Origin of the sequence: Paraburkholderia sp. GAS32 (genome assembly GCF_050434225.1) — a bacterium.
Lineage (GTDB): Bacteria > Pseudomonadota > Gammaproteobacteria > Burkholderiales > Burkholderiaceae > Paraburkholderia > Paraburkholderia madseniana.
The window spans coordinates 1-5828 of the sequence record NZ_JBNPVS010000113.1; the positions used below are offsets into that span (position 1 = coordinate 1).

At 59.2% G+C, this 5828-nt stretch carries 5 protein-coding genes; 4 read left to right on the top strand and 1 reads right to left on the bottom strand.

The window, feature by feature from the left end; all coding sequences use genetic code 11:
* The coding region (locus P3T25_RS48335) for a sensor histidine kinase (protein WP_429364833.1) at positions 1-1368 on the bottom strand (1368 nt) is incomplete at its 3' end.
* A 910-nt stretch (positions 1369-2278) separates the two neighbouring features.
* Here P3T25_RS48335 and P3T25_RS48340 point away from each other — a divergent pair.
* The 4 genes from P3T25_RS48340 to P3T25_RS48355 form a co-directional block, all read left to right on the top strand.
* A complete protein-coding gene (locus tag P3T25_RS48340; RefSeq protein ID WP_429364835.1) occupies positions 2279-2665 on the top strand; it encodes a DUF4148 domain-containing protein in 387 nt (128 codons plus the stop codon).
* A gap of 477 nt (positions 2666-3142) precedes the next feature.
* Complete coding sequence (locus P3T25_RS48345; RefSeq protein WP_429364837.1) at positions 3143-3595, top strand: hypothetical protein; 453 nt, start codon at positions 3143-3145, stop codon at positions 3593-3595.
* Between the two features lie 313 nt (positions 3596-3908).
* On the top strand, positions 3909-4784 hold the full coding sequence (locus tag P3T25_RS48350) for a tyrosine-type recombinase/integrase (RefSeq protein WP_429364839.1): 876 nt from the start codon (positions 3909-3911) through the stop codon (positions 4782-4784).
* A gap of 21 nt (positions 4785-4805) precedes the next feature.
* Positions 4806-5828, top strand: a 1023-nt coding sequence (locus tag P3T25_RS48355; RefSeq protein WP_429364841.1) for an IS91 family transposase, incomplete at its 3' end; no start/stop codon positions are given.

Here is a 5828-nt window from a genome sequence, read left to right on the forward strand (position 1 = left end):
GGGGTTGTCGACCTGTACATAGCTTTTGAAGATATCCGCCTGTCTGTCTTCAGGGATACCGATCCCGTTGTCCCACACGCTTATCTTCACGTGGTTGCCACGTCTTTGGCAGCTCACCAGAATATGTCCTTTCTTTCCTCCCTGTTCGGAAGGCGTGTAGCGCACCGCATTGATCACCATATTCCGGACGATCCTGTCCAGTGCATGTCGATCCGTACGGACCAGACAGGGGCGGCTGTGGAGTCCCAACTTCAACCCCTTGGCCGCGGCCAGCGGCTGCATATCCAAAACGATGTCGAGTAAAAGGGAAGGCAGCACCACCTCCTGAATTTCTACATTCCAGGTGCCGGACTCGAGGCGGCTGATATCCAGTGCGCCGTTGATCATGCCTTCCATTGCCGCTACCTGTCTTTGCGCAATCGAGACGTCCTCGGTCAGCCGGGTCGATTCAATGTTTCGCGCAAGATAATTCAACTTCAGGCCGAGCGTGGTGAGCGGCTGACGCAAGTCATGGCTTATCGCGGCGATGAACTGGTTCTTTTCCGCAATTGCCACTTCAGCCTGCGATCGCGCTTCTTCGAGGATTACCTCGTTTACACATGAGCGCTTCTGATCGTTGCAAATAAACCATGCCATGAAGCAATATCCAACTAGTAGAGCCGTATACCAGTCAAACATTCCCGGTCGTTTAGTAAAAAAAATCGGCGCCACGCTAAACCCGAACGGGACAACGCCGAACATAAGTGAACCTAAGGTGGCTCTAAGACTGGGTGCTAGCAGTAACAAAGTAAATGCATAGCTGATAATTGTGAGTTCGACGAAGTTATATCCATCCAATTTAAAATAATAACCATGGAGGGGCGGGTGCGTGTAGTTGGGTGGGATTAGCCAAAAGCTAGCCGCCGCCCACCAAAACGATGTAAGCGTGACCAGTGCAGTCCATTCCCAGTTCATCTGTTCGATCGCGTTGACGCCAGCGTGCTTTGTGATCGCCATTGTCTTATTCAACAGGTATGCTGCCATCGGAGCGACGATGGACCACAGGCCGAAGATCCAGACGGTACGGAACAAAGATGCAAATCTGAAGTTTGGATCCAACAATCCAAATACGAACCAGAACGAACCGCCAACCAACAGTAGCGCGATCCAATATACCGCTCGACGTGACAGCGAACCTAACAACTCGCGTTTGACGAGGAGATCTTGCTCGGCACTCAGTGCTGCAAACGGTCCAAGCAAAAGATTCACAAATTCAGCGAATCGGCGGCGCTCGGTTGTCTGAACCGTTTCACTAATACTCGGTGATCTGCTGTCCCGGGCCGTTTCGTCCGCGTCAGAATCACGTCGTGTTTGAGCACAGGACCCCATGGAAGGCCTCCGGGCATCCGCTTCAGCATGCGCTACATTGTGCTACCGGTCCGCCAACAAGTCGATGGACAGATGTTACGTTGCTTGCCGAACAAAAGTTCGTGATCCAGGTAAATTAGGCATCCTTAATATTTGTGTTGGCCGTGCTGGGTTTTCTGGAAGACCGTAAACGCTGACGGTCGAGGGTAAGCCTATGGCCACCAGTCGTGCCTGACCATGGCAACCCGGAGTTGCGGGTACCGCGTGGCGCCGCAGCGTCAGTCGGGATATTTTCATGGTCGAAGGGGGTGTGGCGCGTCGCCCTTTAATTATCTTGACCGATGTTCGAACCGCATTTTAAGGCAGTAACTTAAACGAATAACTGGAAATCGATCCCGAACATTCATTCGCCCATAAAGGAACATTTAACGCCGAACATCAAATATCCAACCCGCCCACAAAATACGTGGTTAAACGAAGAAATAATGAAACATAATTCGATGCAAGGAGGGTGTAATTCACCGGGCCACGACGGACTCAATCTTTCGCTCCGGCAGCGACGAGCCATTTGGCATTGTGTTCAGTTAGCCCTGAATGAGGACATGTGAGACCGAAGCGCGTGATTCTGGCACTTCTGGTACGAAGCGGCCCTCTTATTGGTTGCGCGGGCGGGGCTTAAGCGTCTCCTTCCGACCCGGCAGGCGGAGGAGGGGCAATCGCCAGAACCATGCCATGTGTGCGATGAACATTGTGAGAAGGTCGCGTCCGGTCCATCGCCTCCGGCGACACACCTATCGGTGTCCTCAACGCGGCCACATCGGGTCCGACTGCGTCGAACCGGCGAGTTTCGGCACGCTGTACTTCGGATGCTCATCAGAATTCAAGTCGTCGTAACACGACGTCCCCATTCAACGATTCACGGAGCTTCATCATGAAAAACCTTTCATACCTCCTCGTCACCATCGGTGCATTCGCCAGCCCGGTCGTCAGCTTCGCTCAGAGCACCGAGCCCCTCACTCGCGCACAAGTGCGTGCGGAACTGATCCGTCTCGAGGAGGCCGGCTATCATGCCGGCACCGGCGACCACACAACGTATCCTGCAGGGATTCAGGCAGCTGAATCAAAGATCGCCGCTCAGGACAGCCAGCAGACGGCCAGCAACTCAGCGCCGGACCGCCCGCAGGCGGCCAACAACGACGTTGGCGGCACGACGCTTAACGGCACCTCAGCCGCCGGCAGTTACCCACATCTGCCGCACCCCTCGCTATCGTCGTGCGTCGGCCCCGCAAGTTACTGCAATCTTTTCTTCGGTAACTAACCGTACGAAGCGTACCTGACACCGCCCCGACGAGCCGGCTAACATCCCGGCATCGTCTGGGAGCAGCATCACCGGCGGCGTCCGAATCGGGTTAACGCATGGCCGCCCTTTCGCGCTTCGCTGCCAGGGGACGGGGCACCGACGTATTTGCAGGAGAGCGATCATGTCCGCACTTTCCCGGTAGCAGGATGGAAGGCGGCGTTAAGCCACCAGGCCGCAAAGCCACGAGCCACTTGGCGCGAAGGAGCCCAATCGAGATCCCAACCTGATTGTCGGGTATGGCCGGCAAGACGCTCGACCGTGTTGCAGCACGAAGGTCATGAAGCATTCCAATAGTGAATTATCGATCCATGTCCGCGTTGCGGTGGCATCCATGCGCCACCCGTCCTTTCTCGCCCCAACCGGGGCGCGGATAAAACCAAAGTTCAAGGCAGGCGATGTCCACAGGCCTATCAACCCGCAAATAGGAGATGAAAAATGACCCGCCAATTCTGGAAAGGAGCGGTGCTCGCGAGCGCCGCATTGCTCACCACAAACGGTACGGCGCATGCAGAAGATGCGTGTTCGAACGCGACGCTCAAAGGTCTCTATGGCTTCTCGCTTCGTGGTGAATTCATCGGCTTCATCGACGCAGCCGGCAATCCACACAGAATCCCCAATCCAGACATCGTTGACGCAGTGTTTATCCAGAAGTTTGATGGCACCGGTGCTTTCACCCGGTCGGACTACGTGTCTAGTGACGGGTTTAAACGGCCCGGATTAACAGATCCGACGACCGGATTTGATACGGGCGAAAGCGGCACATATACCGTCTTCCCGAACTGCACGGGCATTATGCACATTACGTTTCCTGCTCCCATCGCTTCCACCATCATCGACGTCAGATTCGTGCTGACTGAAGGCGGCCTGACCGACTTCACGGTGTTGTAAGCCATCAGGAAATTGCGGGCCCTTTCACTGCGTTGGACGGAACAACAACGTGCGGCCCAACGCCGGCGTGCAACATGCGGGCTCAGGAAAGCGTCGTTGGCGAGAAGTTCGACGTGGGAGGACGACCACGCTGAGGAGGCGTTGACGACTACAGGGACGCCGTGCTCGAAAGGTAGGAGTTGCATCTTGCGTACCGTGGTCACTGGCGGAAGGGGGCTCCGGCCAGCGCGTGCGGTTCATGGGAGGTCCGCCGCGCGGTTCCGTATGTTGGCGAATGAGGCAATCCGCCTCGCTCTCCAGCAGGAGCCGAATCATGACCTCCCCACAGGCAAACGCCAGTCCACTGCGCCAGCGCATGACCGACGACATGCGCATGCGCCAGCTTGCGCCGAAGACGCAGGACACCTATCTGCGCATCGTGCGCGAATTTGCCCGGTTTCTCGGGCGCTCACCGGACACGGCCACCGTCGAGGACCTGCGACGCTACCAGCTGCATCTGGTCGATCACGGCACCTCGCCCGTGTCCTTGAACCACGCCATTACCGGCCTGAAGTTCTTCTTCGAGGTTACGCTCGACCGGCCCGACCTGATGGTCAGGATGCACCCGGTGCGCGTGCCCCGCACACTGCCCGTCGTGCTCAGCCCCGATGAAGTGCGCCGTCTCATCGAGGCGGCCGGCAACCTCAAACACCAGACCGCGCTGTCGGTCGCCTACGGTGCCGGACTGCGCGCAAGCGAAGTGGTGGCCCTGAAGGTCACCGACATCGACAGCCAGCGCATGACGCTGCGCATCGAGCAGGGCAAGGGTCGCCGTGACCGCTACGCGATGCTCTCGCCAGTGCTGCTGGAGCGCCTGCGCGTCTGGTGGCACGTGGCCCGCGCCCAGGGCAGGATGCCCGACGGCGGATGGCTGTTCCCCGGGCTCGATCCCGTCGACCCGCTCAGCACGCGGCAGCTGAACCGCGCAATTCATGCTGCCGCCGAGGCCGCGCAGATCGACAAGCGCGTCTCCATGCATACGCTGCGACACAGTTTCGCGACACACCTGCTCGAACAGAAGGTCGACATCCGCGTGATCCAGGTGCTGCTCGGCCACGCCAAGCTCGAGAACACCGCGCTTTACGTGCAGGTGGCCACCGACCTGCTGCACGAGGTCACCAGTCCGCTGGACCGCCTGCCCTCCGAGTAAGCCCGCGCCCTGTAGCGCCTCATGCTGGAGGTTGCGGACATCTTCCGCAGCCACGGGCCAGCCTGGCGACGAACAGTACGGCTGAGCCTGGGGCAGCTGAAGGTCATGTCAGCCATCGAACAGTGCCGCACCGCGGCGCTGGGCGGGCATGTGCTGCGCTGTTCAGGGTGCGACCACATCGAGGTCGCGTACAACTCCTGCCGCAACCGGCACTGCATGAAGTGTCAGGCGAGTGCCGCACGCCGCTGGCTCGAGGCACGCCAGGCCGACCTGCTGCCCGTGGAGTATTACCACGTCGTGTTCACGTTGCCCGCGCCAATCAGTACGATCGCCTGGTACAACAAGGCGGTCATCTACGGGCTCCTGTTCGACATCGCCGCCGAAACCCTGCGTACCATCGCTGCGGATCCGAGACACCTGGGCGCACAGATCGGCGCCACGCTGGTGCTGCACACCTGGGGCTCAGCACTCACGCATCATCCGCACGTGCACGGTATCGTTCCCGGTGGCGGCCTGTCGCCCGATGGTCAGCGGTGGATCGCCTGCCGCCCCGGCTTCTTCCTGCCGGTGCGTGTGCTCTCGCGCCTGTTCCGCAGGCGTTTCCTCGAAGCACTCGCAGACGCACATCGACGCGGCCAGCTGCAGTTCTTCGGCGAGTACACGGGGCTTGCCAATGCGGCTGCCTTTGCACGGTGGCTTGCGCCGTTGCGCACCTGCGAATGGGTGGTCTACGCCAAGCGTCCCTTTGCAGGACCGCAAGCGGTACTCGAGTACCTCTCGCGCTATACGCACCGCGTCGCGATCTCCAACCAGCGCCTGGTCGCATTCGACGAACGCGGCGTCACCTTCCGCTGGAAGGACTACCGTGCAACGGGACGCACCCGCTACAAGACCATGACGCTCGAAGCCGGCGAGTTCATGCGCCGCTTCCTCCTGCATGTGCTGCCCGGCGGCTTCCATCGCATCCGTCACTACGGACTGCTGGCCAACCCCGTGCGCCGCACCAGCCTCGCGAAGATGCGTGAACTGCTGGACGTCGTGCCT